This is a genomic window from Exiguobacterium sp. U13-1 (genome assembly GCF_001750115.1).
GTDB lineage: Bacteria > Bacillota > Bacilli > Exiguobacteriales > Exiguobacteriaceae > Exiguobacterium_A > Exiguobacterium_A acetylicum.
This window is the reverse complement of record NZ_CP015731.1, coordinates 2850064-2871533: the sequence shown is the minus strand read 5'-3', so window position 1 is coordinate 2871533 and position 21470 is coordinate 2850064. Positions and strand designations below refer to the sequence as shown.

Genomic DNA, 21470 nt, shown 5'->3' with positions numbered 1-21470 from the left:
TGTCTACAATCCGCTCGTGCCTGATTTTTTTCTGTAAAAAAACGGTCAGATGTCTGACTTTTTTCGTCTCAATCATTGGCATTATTCATCATACTTCGCTCTTAACAGGAAAAGGAGGAAACACACATGTTCAAACAGATTTTTGCTGTTCTTCAACGTGTCGGTAAAGCGTTGATGCTTCCTGTAGCGATTTTGCCAGCTGCCGGTATCCTACTCGGATTCGGTAACGCGATGCAAAATCCGAACTTGACGTCAAAACTCGAGTTCTTAAAAAATGATGCAATCATCAAGGTTGCAAAATTGATGGAAGCAGCCGGGGATATCATCTTCGGTAACTTAGCACTCTTATTCGCGGTCGGTGTCGCGATTGGTCTTGCAGGGGACGGCGCAGCCGGACTTGCGGCAATCGTCGGATTCTTGATCATGAACAAAACAATGAGCGTTTGGCTCGGCGTTACACCAGAAATGGTTGCTAACGGTCAAGGGTATGCAAACGTACTCGGTATCCCAACACTTCAAACTGGGGTATTCGGTGGTATCATCATCGGTCTGATCGCAGCTTGGGCGTATGGGAAGTACCATAATCTCGAATTGCCACAGTTCCTCGGATTCTTTGCTGGTAAACGTTTCGTTCCAATCGTTACTGCTGTCGTTTCATTGTTCGCAGGTCTTGTACTTGTATTCGTTTGGCCGTTCGCTCAGGACGGATTGAACACATTCTCCCACTTCATGATGGAGAAAAACCCAACACTCGCAGCATTCGTCTTCGGTCTCATCGAACGTTCGTTGATTCCATTCGGTCTTCACCACATCTTCTATGCACCATTCTGGTTCGAATTCGGTTCGTACACGAATGCAGCAGGTGATGTCGTTCGTGGTGACCAAGCGATCTTCTTCGCTCAATTGAAAGATAACGTTGAATTGACTGCTGGTACGTTCATGACTGGTAAATTCCCGTTCATGATGTTCGGTCTTCCAGCGGCAGCTCTTGCTATGTACCACGAAGCTCGTCCTGAGCGCCGCGCAGTCGTTGGTGGTCTTCTTGGATCAGCAGCACTTACAGCATTCTTGACAGGTATCACAGAGCCAATCGAATTCGCGTTCTTGTTCGTTGCTCCAATCTTGTTCGCAGTTCACGCAGTCTTCGCAGGTCTCTCGTTCATGACGATGCAATTGTTGAACGTTAAGATCGGTATGACATTCTCTGGTGGTTTGATTGACTTCCTTCTCTTCGGTGTTCTTCCGGGACGCACGCAGTGGTGGCTCGTCATCGTCGTCGGTCTTGCACTCTCTGTCATCTACTATGTTGGATTCCGTTTCGCAATCCGCAAGTTCAACCTGAAAACTCCAGGTCGTGAAGATGCAGCGCAAGAGACTTCATCTGCTCAAGGTTCTGAACTCGCTGAAGGTATCCTTGATGCACTCGGTTCAGAGTCGAACATCAAACACTTGGATGCATGTATCACACGTCTTCGTGTCGAAGTTCTCGACAAATCGAAAGTCAACAAAGATGAGTTGAAAAAATTAGGTGCTGCTGGTGTCCTTGAAGTTGGTAACAACGTTCAAGCGATCTACGGACCGAAATCAGACAACATCAAGTCTGAAATTCAAGCCGTCATCGCATCACGTAAACAAGAAAAAACAGTCTGATGTTTTTAAAGTGAGTCCTTCTGCGGAAGGGCTCATTTTTTTTGGAAAAATCTTTTAGAATCGTTTTGCGCTAGAATATTTTAGGGTATGAATTAAGTAGTTTGTTTAAAAAAAGGAGGGAATATACGCATGTGGAAAAACGTGTTTGGTGTCTTACAGCGGATCGGTAAGGCCCTGATGTTACCGGTAGCGATTTTACCGGCAGCGGGGTTATTGCTCGCGTTCGGGACAGCGTTTCAAAACCCGAACTTGACGCAATATTTACCGTTCCTCGAGAACGATTCGCTAGTCGTCATCTGGCGAGTCATGCAGGATGCGGGTGATATCATCTTTGCGAACCTCGGATTACTGTTTGCCGTCGGGGTCGCGATTGGTCTTGCGAATGGGGAAGGAGTTGCCGGTCTAGCAGCGATCGTCGGTTTCTTGATCATGAACAAGGTCATCAGTTCGTTCTTACAGATCACACCAGAAAAAATCACGGAAGCACAGAAGGCGAGTGACTTGTCGTATGCGACGGTCCTCGGGATACCGACCTTGCAAATGGGGGTATTCGGAGGGATCATTGCCGGTTTGATAGCAGCGTACAGTTATAATAAATTCTTTAAAATCAAACTGCCTGATTTCCTCGGATTCTTCGCAGGGAAACGTTTTGTTCCAATTGCAACTGCCTTATTCAGTCTTGTCGCCGGGTTTGCCTTATCGTATATTTGGCCACCGATCGGCAGTGGAATCAACACATTCTCGAAAACAATTATCGAAGCGAACGAACCGTTGTCTGCCTTTATCTTTGGACTCGTCGAACGTTCGTTGATTCCGTTTGGTCTTCACCATATCTGGTACTCAAGCTTCTGGTTCCAGTTCGGGGAATATACGGATAAAGCAGGAACGATCATTAATGGGGATCAGCGGATCTTCTTTGCACAGTTGAAGGACGGTGTACCATTCACGGCAGGGACATATATGACCGGGAAATACCCATTCATGATGTTCGGTCTGCCAGCAGCCTGTCTTGCGATGTACCATACGGTCGCAAAAGATCGTCGTAAAGCCGTCGAAGGTCTCTACTTCTCAGCGGCGTTGACTTCTTTCCTGACTGGTATCACGGAGCCAGTCGAGTTCTCCTTCGTATTCGTCGCACCACTCTTGTTTGCCGTTCACGCTGTCTTTGCAGGTCTTTCATTCATGATCATGGATCTACTGAACGTCAAGATCGGGATGACGTTCTCCGGTGGATTGATTGACTACACGTTATTCGGGATTCTACCGAACCGAACCTCGTGGTGGCTCGTCATTCCAGTCGGTCTTGTCTTCGCCGTCATCTATTACTTCGGATTCCGCTTCGTCATTACGAAGTTTGATTTGAAGATTCCAGGACGCGAAGCGATTAAAGAGGGTGCCGCTACCTCAACGGCAAAAGCAGGCGATCTACCGTATGAAATTCTACAAGCATTCGGTGGTCCATCAAACATTAAACATTTAGATGCTTGTATCACGCGTTTACGGATTACGGTTAATGATAAATCAGGTGTCAACAAGGATCGTTTGAAAGAGCTCGGTGCTGCCGGTGTTCTTGAAGTCGGAGATAACGTCCAGGCCATCTTTGGACCGAAATCCGATGGAATCAAGACCGAAATGGCAGATATCATGAAAGATCCAAATTATAAACCGAAAGAGACACCAGAAGCCGATCCAATTCCACAAGTACCAACGGGAGACGAAGCACGGACTTCTGGAGCTGGTACAGCAGATGCCGGTCCACTCGCTGGGGATCGTGGTGGGGCTTACGTGCCTGAAGATGGATATGTCGCACCATTAAGCGGTATCATTCGTTCTCTCGATGATGTACCGGACCAAGTGTTCTCCGGTCGCATGATGGGTGACGGATATGCAATCGAACCAACGGAAGGATATGTCGTCTCTCCAGTCTCTGGTGAGATCACGACGTTCTTCCCGACGAAACACGCGATCGGTATTCTTGCGGATAATGGAGATGAAATCTTGATTCACATCGGTATTGATACGGTGTCACTCGAAGGAAAAGGGTTCGAGGCGTTGGCGAAAGCCGGCGATCGTGTCGAACCGGGAACACCACTCCTCAATGTGGATCTTGAACAAGTACGACCACTCGTACCATCATTACTGACACCAATCATCGTCACGAATAGTGGGGATCGAAAAGTTGATGTTGATGTCGGACGGACGGTCGAAGCCGGAGAAGCAATTTCGTATCGTGTAGAGTAAAGAAGAAAAGAGACGGATTGTCATAGGCGATCCGTCTTTTTTGTGTGAAACGATCGTAGAGCACATTTGATAATGAGATTTTGCACATATGATGATACAATGAGTTAGCTATTATAAGAGTTAGCTAATTTTTTTAGAAATGAGGTGAGTCGATGTCTTCGACTACAACAAAAACGAATACGACACCTGTCGTCATCGGATTATTGATTGGGATTTTAGTCGCAGCAATGGATAACACGATCGTTGCGACAGCGATGCCAACGATCGTCAGCGAACTGAATGGTTTTGATCAGTACGCATGGGTCACATCTGCTTACATGATTGCAACCGTTGCCGGAATGCCGATCTTCGGTAAACTGAGTGATATGTATGGAAGAAAACGCTTCTTCCTCTTTGGGATGCTTCTCTTCATGGTAGGGAGTATCTTGTGTGGGATGGCGGATTCTATCATTGAATTGTCTGCGTATCGTGCCTTGCAAGGGCTCGGTGGAGGGGCGTTGATGCCGATTGCTTTTACGATCATCTTTGATATCTTCCCACCGGAAAAACGGGGGAAGGTCAGTGGCTTGTTCGGTGCGGTCTTCGGGATTTCTAGTATCTTCGGACCGTTGCTTGGTGCCGTATTGACGGATTCCCTCGACTGGCGCTGGGTATTCTATATCAATATCCCACTCGGCTTGATTGCACTTGGTCTCGTAACGGTCTTCTATCAGGAATCACCGGTGCACCGGACACAGAAAATCGACTACGTCGGTGCCTTTACGCTTGTCGCCGGATTGGTATTATTCTTACTCGCGCTCGAAATGGGTGGAAAAGAGTATGCGTGGTCTTCGCCACAAATTCTTGGTCTGTTCGGAGCAGCACTTGTCGCGTTCGTTGCTTTTGCGTTCGCAGAACGCCGGGCCGCGGATCCCGTTATTACGTTCAGTCTATTCCGCCGTCGCTTATTTGCGGCAACACAAGGCGTGGCGTTCTTTTACGGATTCGTCTTTATCTCGGCCAGTGTATTCATTCCAATCTTCGTGCAAGGTGTCTTTGGTGGCAGTGCGACGAATTCTGGTCTAATCCTGATGCCGATGCTGATTGCATCAGTCGTCTCGGCACAGCTCGGCGGGCAATTGCCGAATAAGTTCGGTTTCCGCAACATCATGATCGTCTCGGCTGTCTTTTTCTTACTCGGTGTCTATCTCCTCAGTACGATGACGCTTGAGACATCGCGGACAGCGGTAACGATTTATATGATCATTCTCGGCTTCGGTGTTGGATTCAGTTTCTCTCTGTTGAATCTAGCGAGTATCAATGGCATCGAGATGCAACGTCGTGGCGCAGCGACCTCGATGGGCTCGACATTCCGGACAATCGGGATGACGCTTGGTGTCACAGTCCTCGGAATCATCCAATCGCGGACGTTCACATCGGCTGTCTCCGATCGGTTACCTCAAGGCGGAGCGCCGTCGGGTGGACAGTTCCCAACGGCTGATGCGTTTGCGAAGATGCCACCAGAAGTCGCGACAGCAATCAAGACGTCGCTTGCAGAATCGATCTCAACCGTCTATTTCTGGGCACTGATTCCAGCAGTGCTTGGTGTCATCTTTATCTTCTTGATGGGGAACGAGCGTCCGATTTTATCGGAACAAGCAACGCCAGCGAAGAAGAAACAAGCTCAATAACCACCGTTTTAACAACGTCTTCTTTCTTATTAGAAAGAGGCGTTGTTTTTTTGTTTAACAGGACAAAAAAAGACGAACCTGGATTACTCCAGATTCGTCTGACAAAACTTATTTTTTGATGTCGAATGTCGTGCTGAGGAAGTCAACGACTTCTTCTGCCGTATCCATATCGAGTACTTGCTCGACGATTGCTTCACACTCTGATTTGTTGAGGCGTGTCATCAAGCTGCGTGCGCGAAGGACAGATGATGCTGACATCGAGAACTCATCAAGACCAAGACCAAGAAGGATCGGGAGTGCCAATTCTTCTCCTGCCATCTCACCACACATGCCGACCCATTTGCCTGCTTTGTGTGCTTCAGTGATGACGTTGTTCAAAAGGTTCAAGATCGCTGGGTTGAACGGTTGGTACAGGTATGATACTTTTTCGTTCATCCGGTCTGCTGCCATCGTGTATTGAATCAAATCGTTCGTTCCGACTGAGAAGAAATCGACTTCTTTTGCGAACTGACGAGCCATGACCGCTGTTGCTGGGATTTCGACCATCATACCGACTTCGATGTCTTCCGATACAGTGACGCCTTCAGCTTGGAGGTTTGCTTTTTCTTCAAGGAGAAGTGCTTTTGCAGCACGGAACTCTTCGATCGTTGCGATCATCGGGAACATGACAGCAAGTTTACCGTATGCGCTCGCACGAAGAAGTGCGCGTAATTGCGTACGGAATAAGTCTGTTTGATCGAGACAGAGACGGATCGCACGGTAACCGAGGAACGGGTTCATCTCGTGTGGGAGATCAAGGTACGACAATTCTTTATCGCCACCGATATCGAGTGTCCGGATGACGACTTTTTTATCGCCCATTGATTCGAGAACTGTTTTGTAAGCTGTGAACTGCTCGTCTTCCGTTGGGAATGTCTCTGCATCCATGTAGAGGAATTCCGTACGGTAGAGACCGACTGCTTCTGCACCGTTCTCAAGAACGCCTTTGACATCGTTTGGTGTACCGATGTTTGCAGCGAGCTCGACGTGATGACCGTCAGCCGTCATTGTTTTTTCGTTCTTGAGTTTTTTCCACTCTTCTTTTTGTGCGATGTATGCTGCGCGTTTTGCTTCATACTCAGCTACTTGCTCTTCGCTTGGGTTGACGATGACGTCACCTTCAGCACCATCAAGGATGAGAAGGTCGCCGTGTTTAACGTCCGTTAAAACAACTTTTGTTCCGACGACTGCTGGGATTTCGAGTGAACGTGACATGATGGCAGAGTGCGATGTCCGGCCACCAATGTTCGTTGCGAAACCTTTAGCATATTTACGGTTCAATTGAGCTGTATCTGAAGGAGTCAAGTCTTCTGCGATGATGATGACTTCTTCGTTGATTTGAGCTGGAGTGACGAACGTGATACCGAGAAGGTGAGCCATCGTCCGTTTCGTGACATCACGAACGTCTGCTGCACGTTCGCGCATGTATTCGTTATCCATTGATTCGAAAATCATGACCATCATGTTTGCGACTTCATCGAGTGCTTTTGCAGCATTTGCTTGCTCATCCTCGATTTTTGCGTTCACCTGACTGACGATTTCCGGATCTTCTAAGATGAGAAGGTGAGCCGAGAAGATCTCCGCTTTATCTGGACCTAATTCTTGTAAGGTATTTTCACGAATGACTTCGAGTTCCGTCTTCGATTTTGCGATCGCTGCTTGGAAACGTTCTTTTTCCGCAGCTGCATCCTCGATTTTGTGCGATGGAATCTCAAAGACCGGTGTTTCCATCACGAATGCTTTTGCAATCGCGATCCCTGCAGAAGCGCCAATTCCCTTGATATGTTGTGCCATGTGCATTACCCTCTTTTCAGTAAGTTTTTTTAACGCGATGACTTCGTTTCTTAGCTATCTATAGATACCCATAAACGCCTCTCTCTTAACGAGCCTTCTGCGCACTCTCCCTTGAATGAAAACGTAGACATTTCTCGGAACAGCAAACGCATCGTTTCTTGAAGTGTCTCAACATTTCACCCGTTTAATCCTATCATATTGTGAAACGGGCAACAATTGTTTGAAACCAAGCATTTCGACAAATTGTCGAACAGAAGTAGTGAAAGCGTTTGCGGTCGGTCGAGAGGCTATCAGTTGGAAAATGACTGAAAACACTTCATACTAATAGATACTAGTCAAAGGGGGAGTTTTATATGCAAACGAATCAATCCGTAGATGTACTCGTTGTCGGGATTTCAGGAAATCAACCGCTCGATGAACGGTTACAGGCACTGTATGGTGACAAATTAGAAGAGTGGGTCCGTCAAGGTGATATCTCAACGAAACGCGGAGAACTCCGACTGTTGCCGACATTATCGGGAGATGTGGCACGTGTCTTGTTCGTCGGCCTCGGGAAAGTCGATCAGCTTTCGCAAGATGATTTGCGTCGCTTACTCGGAAAAGCAGCACAACATGTTAAAGCACGTCGCTTAGAACATGTCACAGTTGATGCGACGACATTCCCAGGACAACCGGTCGAACTGATTGCCGAGACATTTACCCTCGCTACATATGAGGTCAAGCATTATAAGACGTCGCCTTCTAAAGCATATACGTTACAACTGACGGTCTTACCTGAAGAGGAAGAAGCAGTACGCCGCGGGACAGTCTTGGCTGAAGCGACGAACTTAGCGCGTCGTCTCGTAACGATGCCAGGGAATCTCTTGACAGCGCCAGCACTTGCGGACGAAGCCCGTTTCATCGCGGAGCGTCATGGGCATGATCTCCGGATCATCGATAAGGAAGAGATGGAAGCACTCGGGATGGGCGCCTTGCTTGCGGTCAACCAAGGATCCGTCATTCCACCGAAATTGATCGTCCTTGAATATAAAGGTTCTGCAGAAGCACCAATCGCGGTCGTCGGAAAAGGCGTCACATTCGATACAGGTGGTTATTCCATCAAACCGAAAGACGGAATCGTCGGAATGAAAGGCGACATGGGGGGAGCAGCAGCGGTTCTCGGTCTGTTCGAAGCACTCGGTCAGCTGAAGCCAGATGTTCACGTCATCGGTGTCATTCCAGCAACAGACAACATGATTTCCGGGGATGCCTTCAAGCCGGACGACGTCATCACATCGATGGCAGGAAAAACGATTGAGGTCTTGAACACGGATGCGGAAGGACGGCTTGTCCTCGCAGATGCGGTCACGTACGTCAAAGAGTATCAGCCAAAAGCGATCATTGATCTTGCGACTTTGACAGGTGGTGTCCTTGTTGCGCTTGGAACAGAAATCACGGGTGCGTTGACGAATGATGCGTCAATTTACGAACGTTTTGAACAGGTGACGAAAGAGACGAATGAGATGATTTGGCAAATGCCGTATGTCGATGCCTTCATTAAACAAGTCCGCCGTTCGGAAGTCGCAGACTTGAACAACTCACCGGGACGCATGGGACACATGATCTTCGGTGGTGCGTTCGTCGGTGAATTCGTCGGTGATACACCATGGTTACATCTCGATATCGCAGGAACGTCGGAACAGAATCAAGCGTCCGAGATCGGTCCTAAAGGAGCAACGGGCGTTATGGTCCGTAGTCTGTACCGGTTCGTCGAGCAAGAAAAATGAGACGTTGGAATTTACTCGGTGTCTTGTTGACGATTCTTGCCGTCGTCTGGTACTTGGATGCGCGCGACCGCTTATCGCTCGGTCTCGCGACGTTCATCGGCATCTTCACCGTCTTATCACTACTGCGTTCTTTCCGGGAGAAGACGAATGCACGTCATCGGGATTGATGCAGCAAAGGCGGGGTGGGTCGTCGTTGTGTACGAAAACGGTCGTTACACGGGATCGGTCGAACCGACGCTTGCAAATATTCCTAGAGCTGACCGGATTTGGATCGACATGCCGATTGGTTTAACGGAAGGACGACGCGAAACGGATCAGTTATTGCGACAGGAACTACGGCCTGGGCGGACGAGCAGTGTCTTTAATGCACCGTTCCTTAGTGCGCTGACAGCTTCTACCTATATGGAAGCAAATGATTTAGCCAAACAACATGCGGGGATCGGGTTTTCGAAACAAGCCTGGTACCTATTACCGAAAATCCGAGAAGTCCGCAGCGTATATCGAACGGAGATGATCGAAGCACATCCGGAAGTCTGTTTCGCGCGACTCGCCGGTCATCCGGCACGTTTTTCAAAGAAGACGATGGAAGGCGTCGCGGAACGGATTGAATTGCTCGAGCGTTTTGATTGCCCTCCGCTTTGGGAACAGCGTCAGCCGCATGTTGCGATCGATGATTGGCTCGACGCTTGTCTGCTTGCGACAGGTGCCCGTTTTCCATGTGATTACTTGCCGGCGAGTCGACCAGTGGATACGGAAGGATATCCGTTACATGCGGCTGTACCAAAAAAATCACCCTCACCGAAATGGTGTGGGTGATCCTTTGACGAAGTCCCAGATATAATGGAAAATCTGGGCGTTGTAGAGTGCTTTTAAGATGACAGCGATCAATGGTCCGAGAATCAGTCCGAAGACACCGAAGAATTTGATCCCGACGAACAGCGCGATCAATGCCGTGATCGGTTGAATCCCGATATTGTCACCGACGATCTTCGGTTCCATGATGTTGCGTTGAAGAATGACGAGAGCGTAGAGAATACCGAGTCCGATCGCAAGTGTCGTATCGCCCGTGATGATCGAGTAGGTGATCCAAGGCAGGAAGACGGAACCGGTACCGAGATACGGTAAAATATCAAAAAAGGCAGCAATAAAAGCAATTGCAAACGGATGCTCGACACCAATGATGAACAAACCGATCAAGACGATGAAGAACGTGATTGTGATCAAGGTGAGCTGTGCTTTGAGATAGCCGAATAAGGCGGACCGTAAGCTCAGGAAGACCGACTCGAAACGAGCGAACCAGGGAAGCATCTCATAACGTTTCAATCGCATCTCGTACTGGTGCCAATCTTTTGCGATGAAAAACCAGGCAAGTAAGACGATGACGAAAATCAATGCAATCGATGGTAATGTCGCAAGGATCGTCTGCAACATCATGGCGATACTTTTTGATCCTTCGCCAATCGCACTCGCAAGTGAACTACCGAGCGATTGGATACTGTTTTGAACCGTATTTTGTTGCGATGGTTCCAGTGAGCGTAAGGCTTCAGAAGCATCGTTCCAGATGGGTGCCAGTTTTTCGTTGTACAGCTTTTGAAAATACAGGCTCAATTCTTGGATTTGCGCCGGTAATTGATTCGCGACGAACACAAGACCACGTATTAACTGCATGATGATCAAGGCGAGCGAACCAACCAGTAAGCCACTGATCAAAATGATCGATAACAACGCACCCCATCCGCGATTGATCCGTAACCGCTTTTGGAAGAAATCAACGAGCGGTCGGCTGAAAAGGGCAAGCAGAAACGCAAAGACGAATGGATATAAGATGGACGAGAGGCGGATGAGTAACCATCCACCAACTAAGAAGGCGAAGATCACCGTCAGGAACCGGGCCATTTGCCAAAGACGTTCAGTCGACACAAGCAACACCTCTTACTGGAGTATGTAGAATTTATTGATATCATCATATCATGTTTAGGTAGATTACGAGTCATTCAAAAGGAGGAGATCTCGATGCGTAAAAGAGAAATCGGACTAATTGCTGCATTGATTGCTGCGACATCTGTCGGAATCCGGGAATGGAAGAAAAATCAGGCGTTTGCGCAACACGTTAAACAGGAGACAGAAATGCGCGTACGCCAAGCAATCGTGGAGGGTCAGACAGATGGAACAGATGAAGACACTGCAACAAAAGGTTGATGCGACGATTCGCTCACTCGGTGGTTATTTTCGACCGCTATCTGGTCTCGCGCGCCTGACAGAAGAAATCGGTGAGGTTGGAGAAGCACTAGAACACAATGATCTAGAAGCCCTTCGCCTTGAGCTTGTCGACGTCTTGATGATCTCGACCTGTCTTGCGAATCAATACGTGACGGATCTTGCAGCACAGCATGAGACACTCGGTACGGCAAACGACGATCAGGACGGTTCATTTTATCGACTTGTACATGAGGCAGGGCAAGTTGCACGTGTCATGAACGGGTATGAAGGCGATAAACCACCGAAAGCGAAAGATACGATTGTTCCAATCGGTCATTCCTTAGCACGTCTGCAACGCGAACTGTTTCGTCTAGCACGACCGCTTCAACTTGATTTACTGACAGAAATCGACCGGACGAATGAGAAGAATCTGAAGCGGGATAAAACACGCTTCGCGTTGACGCGTGATCCCATCACGGAGGAGACGATTGATCATTTCCGGAGTGCGACAGGAAGTGAGGTGCGCCTCTGGGGAGCCCCTGTGTACGAGGAGAACCAAACGATAGAGGACAACATGGAAGCAGCATTACCGTCACTCCGACGTTTCATCCGATGTGCGCCGACTGAAGGAATCGAGGCATTCGTCTTCGAGGCACCGATGGAACGCTCGCGCAGTTTAGTTGAAGTGAAAGAACTAGCGGACGAAATGGGACGCTTGATCAAAGAGCGGACACCGCTTGACTTCAAGAATTCACCGTATCGGTTGGAAGTCTTTGCACCACAACTTGGTCCAATCTCACCGTATCATGCGGAAGACGACCATCGGATGTTCCTTGTTCTCTATATCGATTAAAAAATGATCCGCCTGCTTTTCGGAGCAAGGCGGATCATTTTTTAATGTGAATGAGACGATGTTGCCTCATCTTGAGTCTGCCATTTTTTCATGAAGCGCTGAATCCGTGCGATCGCTTCTTGGAGTTGTTCGATCGAACTCGCGTAACTTGCTCGGACATATCCCTCACCACTTGCTCCGAAGACGGATCCTGGAACGACGGCGACACGTTCAGCGAGTAACAATTGCTCCGCGAACTCTTCACTCGTTAGTCCAGTATGACCGATGTACGGGAAGGCATAGAAGGCACCGCCGGGTAAGTGTGTCGGAAGACCCGCATCGTTTAACGCCTTGACGAAATAGTTCCGGCGTTGCCGATAACTCGTCACCATGTCAGGAACCGTCTTATGACGTGAACGGAGTGCTTCAATGCCCGCGAATTGAACGAGTGTCGGGGCACACATCATCCCGTATTGATGCACCTTCAGCATCGATTGCGTGATTGAAGGTGGTGCACAAGTGAAGCCGAGCCGCCAGCCTGTCATCGCGAAGGCTTTCGAGAAACCGTTGATGATGATCGTCCGCTCCCGCATTCCGGGAAGGGTCGCAAAGCAGATTGCTTCCGTTTCGTAGGATAGTTCGGCATAAATCTCGTCACTGATGACGTATAGATCATGTTTTTGAACGAGTAGTGCAAGATCGGCGAGTTGATCGCGTGTCATTGTCGAGCCCGTCGGATTCGATGGGAAACAGAAAATGATCGCTTTCGTCTTGTCCGTTAGCAATTGCTCGATCGTTTCCGGTTGAATCGCAAAACCATCTTCTGCATGACACGCAGCGGCGACAGGAATGCCTCCAGCGAGTTCAATTAAAGGGGCATACGAGACGAACGCCGGTTCAACGACGATGACTTCATCTCCTGGATTGATCAAACTACGGAACGCAAGGTCAAGTCCTTCTGAAGCTCCGGTCGTGACGATGATTTCTTCCGTCGTCGAATAGGAGATGGCGAACTTTTCTTGCATATAGAGTGCGATTTCCTGACGTAACTCGAGTAAACCGGCGTTCGCACTATACGCTGTATAGCCTTGCTCGAGTGCTGCGAAGCTCGCTTCGCGAACATTCCATGGCGTGACGAAATCAGGTTCGCCGACACCGAGGGAGATGACGTCCTCCATCGATCCTGCTAAATCAAAGAAACGACGGATACCGGATGGGGCTAGCTGTTCGACACGTTCAGATAGAGACTTCATGGAGACACCTTCAATCGTTTGTCGTCATCATCCTGACTGAAGAGAACACCATCGTGCTTGTAGGTCTTCAAGCGGAAATGGGTCGTCGTCGAGATGACGGAGTCGAGCGTCGATAATTTTTCCGAGACGAATTGAGAGACTTCTTGTAGCGATTTGCCATCAAGTACGACTTGTAAGTCATATGCGCCCGACATCAGATAAAGGGACGTCACTTCCGGGAAACGATGAATCCGCTCCGCTACCTCGTCAAAACCGCGTCCACGTTTCGGTGTGACTTTGACATCGATGAAAGCCGTCACGCCATGGTGGGCATGAATCTTTTGCCAGTCGATGACAGCGGTGTAACCAAGTAGGACACCGTCGCGTTTGAATGTCTCGATGGAAGCTGCTACTTCTGCCGCTTCCCAGTCGAGCATTTGCGCAAGCAAGTCCACGTCCATCGGACCATTTTGTGTTAATAATGCTAATAATTCGAGTTGTTTTTCGGTGTACATGGGATCACTCACTTTCTGTCAATTGACCATTGAAGGTACGGCGGGTCTGGCGCAATCGTGCGCGTCGCTCAGCCTGGACGATATGAAAGTTCTTCATTTCAGTTGTCGGAAGTTGGTGTTTTTCAACGAGGCGTTCAAAAAAGACGCGTCGCGCCGCATCCTGACGCGCGGATTCATGATTACCCGACGGATTGAAAGCATATAGGACGGTCGCGCGCGCCGGGTGCAGTATTAAATGATCCTTGCCGACGCGTAAGATCCAGTCCCAGTCCCAGTAGTTGAAGACGTCCTCGTCAAACGGACCGAGTTGATCGTGGAGCGATTTACGGTAGAGTGACCCGGACGGAATATACGTCGAGTCTTCTCGAATCGTCTCTGAATCGTACGGATACGCGAATGGCTCAGAATCGATTGCAATCCGGTGATCCTCTTCCCAGCGGTACGTAAAGAGTTCCGCGTCTGTATAGGTGAGATCGGCACCAGCTTCGAGATCGCCGACCGCTTCTTCGAGGTGACTCGGTAATAAGAGGTCATCGTCATCATGAAGTAAGATATACCGACCGGAAGCGAGCGTGACACCATGATTTCGAGCACGAACATGATGGTTTTCAGGTAACTCGACATAGGTCAGTTGAAGACGGTCCTGATATGCAGTCGTCACTGCTGAGACATCGTCTCCATTATTGTTTAAGACGATGACTTCGAAGTCTTGATAATGTTGACGTGTCAACGCTTCTAGCGCTTCTGCTAATTCACGAGGACGATTGTACGTCGGAATGATGATGGATACGGTTGGCATCAGTGATCGCTCCTTGAACAAAGACACCTGTCCAGGAACAGGTGTCTTCTTGTTTTTTACATGTTTGCTTCAATACGTGGTAGCAGTTCGTTCCATTCTGCTTCTGGTTCTTTCGTAACCGTCACGAAGTCGCCGTAAGCGAACAGATTGTCGATGCCATCGAGGGCGATCAATGATGCGAGCAACGCATCTTCAGGTGTATCTTCTTTTTTGACACTCGTACTTTTAGCACCGAAGCGCTGTTCTTCGAGCGTGATTTTGACGGAATTCGGATTTGGTGTGTAATCGACTTGCATGAGGTAAGCTCCTTTCAACGTACATACGTATATGCCGTCTTTTCGTGATAGATGGATTGAATCCTTCTTCCTGATAGACGGAAGATCGATACGTTCAGTATATCAGAAAATTCGAAGAGAATATTTTTCTTCTAGTAGGAGAAATGGACCATCTTTATTTTAACGGTTCACTTGACCTTATAATGCATTTTACTCGCTATCTCAATATATCTCAAAAGGCGTCATGATGCCTTTTTCAAATTGTTTGACCTGAATTTCAAAGCAAGGGGTTATTTTTTTGAATTTCAGTGATAACCTATATCTTGTACATTAACAGGTTTAAAAACGGCTAAAACGTCTATATATAGAGTGATACTTGTAGAGTCCTTTCTATATGTAGGACGTCTTTTTTTAGTTTAGCGTATTTCATCGTGTAATGCGAACCTGTTTAACGATAGAGAATGGGAGTGGTTCATAGTGGCATCTCCACTGAATACAGCACGCATCTTTAAGGGTGCAATGACAATAGAAGACGTATATGTCGTGATCCGACAGGCGACGGAAACGTATCCGGAACTTGATATCGACCGCTATACTGAACGTGCCATCCGAGCGCTTGAAGGAAAATCCCTACAAGCCGATCAAGTCTATGAACTGTTAACGATGCACGCACTCGATATGTTGAAGGCAGAAGAGCCGAACTGGACATTCGTAGCGACAGCGACTTACTTAAATCGGTTATACCTTGAAGCAGGTGAAAATCGCGGATATGCAGCGGAAGAACGATATGGTTCGCTGTATACGCTGATTGAAAAACTGACAGAAATCGGCATCTTCACGAAACATTTACTAGATGCGTATTCGAAGGAAGACATCAACGAACTGTCGGCAACGATTGATCCATCCCGCGATCACTTGTTCACATACATTGGTCTTCGAACTCTGGCAGACCGGTACCTCGCACGCGATCACGTCAAAAACTTGTACGAGCTACCACAAGAACGGTTCATGGTCATCGCGATGACACTGATGCAGAACGAACCGAAGGAACGTCGTTTAGAACTCGTCAAAGAATCTTACTGGGCATTGTCGAACCTCTACATGACAGTTGCGACTCCGACGCTTTCGAACGCTGGTAAGTCTTACGGTCAACTTTCTTCATGTTTCATCGATACAGTCGATGATTCGCTACGTGGCATCTACGACTCGAACACGGACGTGGCGACACTTTCTAAAGGTGGCGGCGGAATCGGCGTCTACATGGGTAAGATTCGCTCACGCGGATCAGACATCAAAGGATTCAAAGGTGTCTCAAGCGGTGTCATCCCGTGGATGAAACAGTTGAACAACACGGCAGTCAGCGTCGACCAGCTCGGTATGCGTCAAGGATCAATCGCTGTGTATCTCGACATCTGGCATAAAGACATTCTCGAGTTCCTGGACGCGAAGCTCAACAATGGGGATGAGCGACTTCGGACACATGACTTATTCACAGGTGTTAACTTACCGGACCGTTTCATGCGTGCCGTCGAAGCACGAGAAGACTGGCATTTGTTTGACCCACATGAAATTCGGACGGTCATGGGCTTCAGCCTCGAAGATTACTTCGATGAGACGGAGCAAGGTGGCAGCTTCACGGAACGATACGAAGCGTGTGTCAACGAACCACGCCTCAGCAAAAAAACAGTCCCGGCGATCGATCTCGTCAAACGCTACATGCGTTCGCAACTTGAGACAGGAACGCCATACATGTTCTTCCGTGACGCGGTTAACCGTGCGAACCCGAATAAACATGCAGGGATGATCTACTCGTCAAACCTTTGCTCAGAAATCATGCAGAACATGAGCCCGACGACCGTGACAGAAGAATACACGGAAGACGGTAAAATCATCGTCACGAAGACACCAGGGGACTTCGTCGTCTGTAACTTGTCATCGATCGCACTTGCACGTGCAGTTCGTTCTGACGTCCTAGAGCGATTAATTCCGATTCAAATGCGGATGCTTGATAACGTCATCGACTTGAATACGATCGATGTTCCGCAAGCACAATTGACGAATCAAAAATACCGTGCCGTTGGTCTTGGCACGTTCGGTTGGCACCATCTGCTCGCACTCGAGGGCATCCGTTGGGAATCGGTCGAAGCGGTACAATACGCAGACCGTCTCTACGAGAAGATCGCTTACTTGACGATCGATGCGTCGATGCAACTTGCGAAAGAGAAGGGCGCGTACCGTCTCTTCGAAGGTTCAGAATGGCAAACAGGAGAGTACATCAAACGTCGCCACTACAAAACGACGGATGAACTTGATTGGGATCGTCTCCAAGCCGACATCACGGCGTACGGAATGCGTAACGCATACTTGATGGCGGTCGCACCGAACTCATCGACGGCGATCATTGCGGGTAGTACGGCATCGATTGATCCAATCTACAAAAAAGTCTACTCGGAAGAGAAGAAAAACTATAAGATCCCAGTCACTGTTCCGGATTTAACACCGGAAACGAATTGGTTCTATAAATCAGCGTTTGAGATTGATCAGTTATGGAGCATTCGTCAAAATGCTTCACGTCAGCGTCACATCGACCAAGCGATCAGTTTCAATCTGTATGTGAAAAACAACGTCAAGGCGAAAGAGTTACTCGAGATGCACATGGAAGCGTGGCAACTCGGGATGAAGACGATCTACTACACGCGTTCGACAACGGTTGAGATCGACGAATGTGAATCGTGTTCATCATAAGATAAGGAGGACGATATCATGAAGGCAGCAATCGTATATGCGTCATTGAGTGGAAACACAGAGGAGGTGGCAGAACTCGTCGCGAAGACGTGTTCTGAGATGGGAATCGAGCCGACGATGTTGTTTGCGGACGAAGTGACGACGTATCAGTTAATGCCTTATGATATCGTCTATTTTGGTTCGTATACGTGGGGAGATGGGCAACTGCCCGACGATATGCGCGACTGTCTTAGAACCGTTCTGAAGGAGAGTTCGCATGCGATTCCGCAGGCAGCTGTTTTTGGAACAGGGGACAAAATGTTCGTCAAATATTGTCGCGCCGTTGATGAGATGGCATATCATCTCTCAAAATTCGGGGTACCGCTTGCTGGAGAACTGTTGAAAATCGAACAGTCACCACGCAATCGCCCGCATCTCGTCAAGGAATGGACGAAACGGACCATTCTTCAATTACAGCAAGAAGGAGTCGAAGCACATGGAACAGCTACAAAAAATCAAACTGCTTGATGCACGTCATCCAAATCGCGCGACAGCGATCATCGGTGGCGAAACGAGTGCCATCGTCAACTGGAACGACATTGCGTATCCACAGTTTTATTCGATCTACAAACAATTGTTATCGAACTTCTGGATTCCAGATGAGATCTCAATGTCGAAGGACATGCAACAGTGGAATCAACTGAGCGAACGGGAACAGGATGCCTTTAAACGAATCATTGGGCTACTCTCGATCCTTGATTCGGTTCAGACACGTTATATCTTGGAATCGGCAATGTTCACATCGGATTCATCTGTTCATGCGATTCTCGCTATCATCGCGCAACAGGAAGTCGTTCATAATCAATCGTACAGCTACGTCTTATCCAGCTTAGTTCCATTGGCTGAACAAAACCGGATTTTCGATATCGCGAAAGATGATGACATGGTCATGAAGCGTAATGCATTCATTCTTGATTTATACGAAGATTTCCAAAATGACCGGACTCCAGAAAACTTCGCGAAATCGCTCGTTGCTTCGATCGTTCTTGAAGGAATCAACTTCTATTCAGGCTTTGCTTTCTTCTATAACTTAGCGCGTCACCAAAAGATGGTCGGAACATCGACGATGATCAGCTACATTCAACGGGATGAATTACAACACTCGTACTTCATCAGCCAATTGTTACGTGCTGTCTTGTCAGAGCATCCGGAAATTGATGCCGATGGCTCATTCACACAATTCGTCTATGATACGTTCAAGCGTGCCGTTGATCTTGAAATCGAGTGGAGCGAATATGTCTTGCGTGATTTAGATGGACTTGACGTCAGCGAAATGCGTGACTACGTTAAATATCTCGCGAACAAACGCCTTCGCGTCATCGGGTTATCGGATCTTTATGAAGGGCACGACGAAGACGTCATGCCATGGATTCGTGCGTATTCGGATGATTCGATGAATGCGACGAAATCGGACTTCTTCGAACAAAAATCACGTTCGTATGCGAAAGTAACGGATGCGAATGGATTCGACGATCTATAAGTAATAAATAGATAATTGATGATTGCTTCTACTCTATATTTCCTTTACGCTAGGACAGGTGAGGTTCTGCTCGACTCCTGCGGAAAAACAAGTCATCATGACCCTGGAAGATGCGACGCATCTGAAGCGGCATGAGGGCTTGTCCGCGGAAAACGAGCAGACCGAGACTGTCCGTTTTTTAATAGTCTTGTCTGTCTTTTGTCTTTCTCGTTTCAAGCATTACTTTTCTTTGTCACTTAGGTCAATTCAGCAAAAGAACAAAAAAAAGGGCCGAACTCGGAAAGTTCGGCAGAATCAGGGGGAATACTTGAAGTCTTGCTACTAAAATGTTCCCTTGTGAAATAAAAAATAAACAAATTCCAAAAATATTTTTTACGATACAAGAAAAGTGTGTTATTATAAGTTGATGAATTTAGTTAGGGAGTGTATACATTATGGCAAACTTTGAAAAAGACCAAGTCGTTACTGGTAAAGTAACTGGTATTCAAAACTTCGGTGCTTTCGTAGCACTTGACGAGCAAACACAAGGTCTCGTCCACATCTCAGAAATCTCACACGATTACGTAAAAGACATCAACGATTACGTAAAAGTTGGCGATGAAGTAACTGTTAAAGTTCTCGACATCGACGAAGCTAACAAAAAAATGAAGCTTTCGATCAAAGCAACTCAGGAAGCTCCAAAACGTGAAGCACGCGCGAAAGGTCCACGCAAAAACGCTGGACGTCGCGATGCAGGTCCTGCTTTCAAACAAGAAGAAGCACCTGGATTCAACGTTCTTAAAGGTAAATTGGAAGAATGGATTGAAAAATCAAACTTCCAAAAATAAGCCACATGAGAGAATCGACATCGGTCGGTTCTCTTTTTTTTATGCGGTTTTTACATAGAATAAGCATTAAATTAGATGCGAAAGGGGAATGTGTGGATAATGTAAGGTGTTCATTACTTATTGAGGAGGCAACACAGATGGAAAACTTTGAATATCGCAATCCAACAAGACTTATTTTTGGTGACGGTCAAGTCAGCCAACTGAAACCACAACTCGAAGCACTCGGTGCAAAGAAAGTCATGCTCGTCTTTGGTGGCGGTAGTATCAAACGTAACGGCGTTTATGATGATGTTACACGTGAACTCAACGCGGCAGGAATCGAGTACGTCGAATGCGACGGTGTCGAACCGAACCCGCGTATCGAGACAGCAGAGCGCGGTATCAAAATCGCACGGGAAGCAGGCGTTGACGCATTGCTTGCACTCGGTGGCGGTTCTGTCATCGACTGCACGAAATTGATTGCTGCTGGTATTCCTTATGAAGGCGAAGCGTGGGATCTCGTCATCGGTAAAGCAACACCAGAAACAGTCATCCCATTCGGAACAGTCTTGACGCTTGCAGCAACAGGTTCTGAGATGAACTCAGGATCGGTCATCACGAACTGGAAGACACAAGAGAAATACGGTTGGGGCAGCCCGCTTACGTTCCCGACTTTCTCAATTCTTGATCCGAAGTACACAGTCAGTGTGCCAAAAGATCAAACGATCTACGGTATCGTCGATATGATGAGCCACTGCCTCGAGCAATACTTCCACCCTGCGCATGCACCGGTCCAAGAACGGATGACAGAAGGTGTCATGAAAGCAGTCGTCGAAGCAGCACCAAAACTCGTCAACGATCTCGAGAACGTTGAACTTCGTGGCACGATTCTCTTCGCTGGTACGATGGCACTTAACGGTGTTCTTCAAATGGGAGCACGCGGCGACTGGGCATCACACAACATCGAGCACGCTGTCTCAGCTGTTCACGATATCCCGCACGCAGGTGGACTCGCAATCCTCTTCCCGAACTGGATGCGCCACGTGCTTGACGAATCAAATGCACATCGCTTCGTGACACTCGGTGAGAACGTCTTTAACGTTGATACGGAAGGTAAATCAGAGATGGAAGCAGCACACGCGACAATTGACGCGATCAGCGCTTTCTGGACATCACTCGGTGCACCAAACCGTCTTGCTGATTACGACATCAAAGAAGATACAGTTGATTCAATCGTCAAGTCAGCGATGACACGCGGCGACTTCGGAAACTTCAAATCACTTGGAAACGAAGATGTTCGTCAAATCGTGACAGCTGCCCTATAACAATCTGTAACATTTGCTACTCATTTCACAAAAGACTTGAACGACCTTCCTTCTTGCGTTTTA

Annotated in this window: 19 protein-coding genes; 13 read left to right on the top strand and 6 right to left on the bottom strand. The window is 47.9% G+C overall.

Features of this window, described 5'->3' with window-relative positions:
• Positions 1 to 126: 126 nt before the first annotated feature.
• The 3 genes from ptsG (ESP131_RS14860) (at position 127) to ESP131_RS14850 (ending at position 5561) form a co-directional block, all read left to right on the top strand.
• Positions 127 to 1650: a glucose-specific PTS transporter subunit IIBC gene (ptsG, locus tag ESP131_RS14860; protein WP_029342409.1), complete on the top strand. Its 1524-nt coding sequence runs from the start codon at positions 127 to 129 to the stop codon at positions 1648 to 1650.
• A gap of 129 nt (positions 1651 to 1779) precedes the next feature.
• Positions 1780 to 3891, top strand: a complete 2112-nt coding sequence (gene ptsG, locus ESP131_RS14855; protein WP_069940905.1) for a glucose-specific PTS transporter subunit IIBC — start codon at positions 1780 to 1782, stop codon at positions 3889 to 3891.
• Positions 3892 to 4043: 152 nt separating this feature from the next.
• Entirely contained in the window at positions 4044 to 5561 is a 1518-nt protein-coding gene (locus ESP131_RS14850; RefSeq protein ID WP_069940904.1) for an MDR family MFS transporter, read from the top strand.
• Between the two features lie 108 nt (positions 5562 to 5669).
• On the opposite strand, the gene ptsP is transcribed toward ESP131_RS14850, so the two are convergent.
• Positions 5670 to 7394 (bottom strand): phosphoenolpyruvate--protein phosphotransferase, encoded by a 1725-nt coding sequence (gene ptsP / locus ESP131_RS14845; protein WP_047393452.1) that lies wholly within the window; start codon positions 7392 to 7394, stop codon positions 5670 to 5672.
• Between the two features lie 353 nt (positions 7395 to 7747).
• On the opposite strand from ptsP, the gene ESP131_RS14840 reads away from it, so the two are divergent.
• The 3 genes from ESP131_RS14840 to ESP131_RS14835 are packed head-to-tail and all read left to right on the top strand — an operon-like array spanning position 7748 to position 9976.
• Complete coding sequence (locus ESP131_RS14840; RefSeq protein ID WP_069940903.1) at positions 7748 to 9160, top strand: leucyl aminopeptidase; 1413 nt, start codon at positions 7748 to 7750, stop codon at positions 9158 to 9160.
• The gene (locus tag ESP131_RS16700) at positions 9157 to 9327 is read left to right on the top strand and encodes a hypothetical protein (RefSeq protein ID WP_156772519.1); all 171 of its coding nucleotides are present in this window, start codon (positions 9157 to 9159) and stop codon (positions 9325 to 9327) included. The genes ESP131_RS14840 and ESP131_RS16700 overlap by 4 nt, the downstream gene beginning before the upstream one ends.
• The gene (locus ESP131_RS14835) at positions 9308 to 9976 is read left to right on the top strand and encodes a DUF429 domain-containing protein (protein WP_069940902.1); all 669 of its coding nucleotides are present in this window, start codon (positions 9308 to 9310) and stop codon (positions 9974 to 9976) included. The genes ESP131_RS16700 and ESP131_RS14835 overlap by 20 nt, the downstream gene beginning before the upstream one ends.
• Here the strand turns inward: ESP131_RS14835 and ytvI are convergent.
• Positions 9956 to 11080 (bottom strand): sporulation integral membrane protein YtvI, encoded by a 1125-nt coding sequence (ytvI, locus tag ESP131_RS14830; RefSeq protein ID WP_058703944.1) that lies wholly within the window; start codon positions 11078 to 11080, stop codon positions 9956 to 9958. The genes ESP131_RS14835 and ytvI overlap by 21 nt on opposite strands.
• Positions 11081 to 11173: 93 nt before the next feature.
• Between ytvI and ESP131_RS14825 the strand changes: the two genes are divergently transcribed.
• Positions 11174 to 11359 (top strand): hypothetical protein, encoded by a 186-nt coding sequence (locus ESP131_RS14825; RefSeq protein ID WP_069940901.1) that lies wholly within the window; start codon positions 11174 to 11176, stop codon positions 11357 to 11359.
• The gene (locus ESP131_RS14820) at positions 11325 to 12212 is read left to right on the top strand and encodes a MazG nucleotide pyrophosphohydrolase domain-containing protein (RefSeq protein ID WP_231925648.1); all 888 of its coding nucleotides are present in this window, start codon (positions 11325 to 11327) and stop codon (positions 12210 to 12212) included. The genes ESP131_RS14825 and ESP131_RS14820 overlap by 35 nt, the downstream gene beginning before the upstream one ends.
• A gap of 41 nt (positions 12213 to 12253) precedes the next feature.
• On the opposite strand, the gene ESP131_RS14815 is transcribed toward ESP131_RS14820, so the two are convergent.
• From ESP131_RS14815 to ESP131_RS14800, 4 genes are read right to left on the bottom strand one after another with little or no spacing between them, the layout of a single operon-like run.
• Positions 12254 to 13444 (bottom strand): aminotransferase, encoded by a 1191-nt coding sequence (locus ESP131_RS14815; RefSeq protein WP_034786083.1) that lies wholly within the window; start codon positions 13442 to 13444, stop codon positions 12254 to 12256.
• Positions 13441 to 13938 carry an Lrp/AsnC family transcriptional regulator gene (locus ESP131_RS14810; protein ID WP_029342399.1) on the bottom strand — a complete coding sequence of 166 codons (498 nt, stop codon included), beginning with the start codon at positions 13936 to 13938 and terminating at the stop codon, positions 13441 to 13443. Before ESP131_RS14810 ends, ESP131_RS14815 begins: the two co-directional genes overlap by 4 nt.
• Before the next feature lie 4 nt (positions 13939 to 13942).
• On the bottom strand, positions 13943 to 14737 hold the full coding sequence (locus tag ESP131_RS14805; RefSeq protein WP_047393462.1) for a glycosyltransferase family 2 protein: 795 nt from the start codon (positions 14735 to 14737) through the stop codon (positions 13943 to 13945).
• 56 nt (positions 14738 to 14793) lie between these two features.
• A complete protein-coding gene (locus ESP131_RS14800; protein ID WP_023469118.1) occupies positions 14794 to 15033 on the bottom strand; it encodes a NifU N-terminal domain-containing protein in 240 nt (79 codons plus the stop codon).
• 456 nt (positions 15034 to 15489) lie between these two features.
• Here ESP131_RS14800 and ESP131_RS14795 point away from each other — a divergent pair, with 456 nt between their 5' ends.
• The 5 genes from ESP131_RS14795 (at position 15490) to ESP131_RS14775 (ending at position 21407) form a co-directional block, all read left to right on the top strand.
• A complete protein-coding gene (locus tag ESP131_RS14795) occupies positions 15490 to 17757 on the top strand; it encodes a ribonucleoside-diphosphate reductase subunit alpha (RefSeq protein ID WP_023469117.1) in 2268 nt (755 codons plus the stop codon).
• Between the two features lie 18 nt (positions 17758 to 17775).
• Positions 17776 to 18264, top strand: a complete 489-nt coding sequence (locus ESP131_RS14790; protein WP_023469116.1) for a flavodoxin domain-containing protein — start codon at positions 17776 to 17778, stop codon at positions 18262 to 18264.
• Positions 18233 to 19276: a ribonucleotide-diphosphate reductase subunit beta gene (locus ESP131_RS14785; RefSeq protein WP_035406099.1), complete on the top strand. Its 1044-nt coding sequence runs from the start codon at positions 18233 to 18235 to the stop codon at positions 19274 to 19276. The genes ESP131_RS14790 and ESP131_RS14785 overlap by 32 nt, the downstream gene beginning before the upstream one ends.
• Before the next feature lie 434 nt (positions 19277 to 19710).
• Positions 19711 to 20103 carry a S1 domain-containing post-transcriptional regulator GSP13 gene (yugI, locus tag ESP131_RS14780; RefSeq protein WP_012371159.1) on the top strand — a complete coding sequence of 131 codons (393 nt, stop codon included), beginning with the start codon at positions 19711 to 19713 and terminating at the stop codon, positions 20101 to 20103.
• A 137-nt stretch (positions 20104 to 20240) separates the two neighbouring features.
• Positions 20241 to 21407 (top strand): iron-containing alcohol dehydrogenase, encoded by a 1167-nt coding sequence (locus ESP131_RS14775; RefSeq protein WP_029342395.1) that lies wholly within the window; start codon positions 20241 to 20243, stop codon positions 21405 to 21407.
• Positions 21408 to 21470: the final 63 nt, after the last annotated feature.

Coding starts and splice junctions, on each gene's coding strand:
- ptsG (WP_029342409.1), top strand. CDS start 127: ATGTTCAAACAGATTTTTGCTGTTCTTCAACGTGTCGGTAAAGCGTTG.
- ptsG (WP_069940905.1), top strand. CDS start 1,780: ATGTGGAAAAACGTGTTTGGTGTCTTACAGCGGATCGGTAAGGCCCTG.
- ESP131_RS14850 (WP_069940904.1), top strand. CDS start 4,044: ATGTCTTCGACTACAACAAAAACGAATACGACACCTGTCGTCATCGGA.
- ptsP (WP_047393452.1), bottom strand. CDS start 7,394: ATGGCACAACATATCAAGGGAATTGGCGCTTCTGCAGGGATCGCGATT.
- ESP131_RS14840 (WP_069940903.1), top strand. CDS start 7,748: ATGCAAACGAATCAATCCGTAGATGTACTCGTTGTCGGGATTTCAGGA.
- ESP131_RS16700 (WP_156772519.1), top strand. CDS start 9,157: ATGAGACGTTGGAATTTACTCGGTGTCTTGTTGACGATTCTTGCCGTC.
- ESP131_RS14835 (WP_069940902.1), top strand. CDS start 9,308: ATGCACGTCATCGGGATTGATGCAGCAAAGGCGGGGTGGGTCGTCGTT.
- ESP131_RS14825 (WP_069940901.1), top strand. CDS start 11,174: ATGCGTAAAAGAGAAATCGGACTAATTGCTGCATTGATTGCTGCGACA.
- ESP131_RS14820 (WP_231925648.1), top strand. CDS start 11,325: ATGGAACAGATGAAGACACTGCAACAAAAGGTTGATGCGACGATTCGC.
- ESP131_RS14815 (WP_034786083.1), bottom strand. CDS start 13,444: ATGAAGTCTCTATCTGAACGTGTCGAACAGCTAGCCCCATCCGGTATC.
- ESP131_RS14810 (WP_029342399.1), bottom strand. CDS start 13,938: ATGTACACCGAAAAACAACTCGAATTATTAGCATTATTAACACAAAAT.
- ESP131_RS14805 (WP_047393462.1), bottom strand. CDS start 14,737: ATGCCAACCGTATCCATCATCATTCCGACGTACAATCGTCCTCGTGAA.
- ESP131_RS14800 (WP_023469118.1), bottom strand. CDS start 15,033: ATGCAAGTCGATTACACACCAAATCCGAATTCCGTCAAAATCACGCTC.
- ESP131_RS14790 (WP_023469116.1), top strand. CDS start 17,776: ATGAAGGCAGCAATCGTATATGCGTCATTGAGTGGAAACACAGAGGAG.
- ESP131_RS14785 (WP_035406099.1), top strand. CDS start 18,233: ATGGAACAGCTACAAAAAATCAAACTGCTTGATGCACGTCATCCAAAT.
- yugI (WP_012371159.1), top strand. CDS start 19,711: ATGGCAAACTTTGAAAAAGACCAAGTCGTTACTGGTAAAGTAACTGGT.
- ESP131_RS14775 (WP_029342395.1), top strand. CDS start 20,241: ATGGAAAACTTTGAATATCGCAATCCAACAAGACTTATTTTTGGTGAC.